The sequence below is a fragment of the Pseudomonas sp. AKS31 genome, assembly GCF_023634765.1.
GTDB lineage: Bacteria > Pseudomonadota > Gammaproteobacteria > Pseudomonadales > Pseudomonadaceae > Aquipseudomonas.
Genome location: NZ_JAMLFX010000007.1, coordinates 28,188 through 29,956, shown reverse-complemented (window position 1 = coordinate 29,956; position 1,769 = coordinate 28,188). Strand labels below are relative to the sequence as shown.

Sequence of the window (1,769 nt, the reverse complement as noted above, 5' to 3'; positions counted from 1 at the left end):
GCTTGCCCGCGATGGCGTCGCGTCAGTCAACATTTATGTCACTGATACACCGCCATCGCGGGCAAGCCCGCTCCCACAGAGTTCTGCGTTGTAATGCAGAAAATGAGCTAGATTGCACGACATGCCTTTAGCCGAATCCGTTTTCGATTACGAAGCCCGCCTCGCTGCCTGTGCCCGTGGCGAGCGTTCGGCCCTGCGCGATTTGTATGTGCAGGAAGGTCCGCGTCTGCTCGGCGTGGCCAAGCGGCTGGTGCGCGACACAGCACTGGCGGAGGACATTGTTCATGAGGCCTTCATCAAGATCTGGAACGGCGCAGCGGGATTCGATCCGGCGCGCGGTTCGGCGCGTGGCTGGATGTTCAGCGTGACCCGGCATCTGGCGCTGAACCTGTTACGTAATCAGGGCCGGGAAACGCCGTTCAGCGAAGCCCACGAAACCGCTGCGGACGATGCCAGCTTCGAAGCCCATGCGCATTCGGCGCGCATCCACCATTGTCTTGAACAACTGGAGCCACAACGGCGCAGTTGCGTCCTGCATGCTTACGTCGACGGCTACAGCCACGCGCAGATTGCCGCGCGCCTCGACACGCCGCTGGGCACGGTCAAAGCGTGGATCAAGCGCAGCCTCAATGCCTTGCGGGAGTGCATGGGATGACCAGTGAATCAGCGCAAGAACGGGACGAACTGGCCGGCGAATATGTGCTCGGCACACTGTCGTTCGAACAGCGCAGCGAGGTGCAACGGCGCTTGCCGAATGATCCCGAATTGCGCGCAGCGGTGGATGCCTGGGAACGGCGTCTGCTAGACCTGACGGATCTGGCCGAACCGCAACAACCGTCGGCGCAGTTGTGGCAGCGCATTGAGCGCAGTATCGGGCGCTTGACGCGGGAAGCACCGTCAACGTCATGGTGGAATCTGCTGCCGCTCTGGCGCGGATTGAGTGCTGCCGGACTGGCCGCCACTTTGATTCTGGGCTCGATCCTGCTGACCCAGACCACGCCGAAACCGAGTTATCTGGTGGTGCTGGTCGCGCCGCAGGACAAGGCCCCGGGCTGGGTGATTCAGGCGAGCAATTCGCGGGAGATCCAGCTGATTCCGCTGGGTGTGGTCGAAGTGCCGGCGGACAAGGCGCTGGAATTCTGGACCAAAGCTGACGGCTGGCAGGGGCCGGTTTCGCTGGGTCTGGTCAAACCCGGCGAGGCTTTGTCGGTACCGCTGGACAAGTTACCGCCGCTGCAACCGAACCAGTTGTTCGAACTGACGCTGGAAGGCGCCAATGGCTCGCCAATCGGCAAACCGACCGGGCCGATTCAGGCGATCGGGCGCGCTGTGAAGGTGTTGTAAGGCTCTGATCTGCGGGTTTCGGCAACCATCATCGGCATCGATGTTCACCATCACGGCAATGAAGTTCTCATAAAAAATCTCCGGCGTAACATCAGCTCCATACCAACCAACAACACCCCGGAGCACACCATCATGAAACGCCAGACTCTTCTCGGCATCGCTTTCTCGGTCTTCGCTATCAACGCTTTCGCCGCTACCCCGGCCCACACCATGATCGCTGAAGGCGGTTCGGACAAACTGATCGAAAGCCGTTTGGCTGAAGGTGGCTCCGATCGTCTGATCGAACGCCGCGTGGCTGAAGGTGGCTCGGATCGTCTGCTCGAACGCCGCGTCGCTGAAGGTGGCTCGGATCGTCTGATCGAACGCCGCGTCGCTGAAGGTGGCTCGGATCGTCTGCTCGAACGCCGCGTCGCTGAAGGTGGCTT

3 protein-coding genes are annotated in these 1,769 nt (G+C 61.2%); all 3 read left to right on the top strand.

All coding sequences use genetic code 11. From position 1 onward, the window contains the following. Nucleotides 1–121: 121 nt before the first annotated feature. Nucleotides 122–655, top strand: a complete 534-nt coding sequence (locus M9827_RS18630) for a sigma-70 family RNA polymerase sigma factor (RefSeq protein WP_250606549.1) — start codon at nt 122–124, stop codon at nt 653–655. Then, the gene (locus M9827_RS18625) at nt 652–1,344 is read left to right on the top strand and encodes an anti-sigma factor (RefSeq protein WP_250606548.1); all 693 of its coding nucleotides are present in this window, start codon (nt 652–654) and stop codon (nt 1,342–1,344) included. Before M9827_RS18630 ends, M9827_RS18625 begins: the two co-directional genes overlap by 4 nt. A gap of 132 nt (nt 1,345–1,476) precedes the next feature. Beyond that, on the top strand, nt 1,477–1,769 hold a 293-nt coding region (locus M9827_RS18620; protein WP_250606547.1), incomplete at its 3' end, for a hypothetical protein.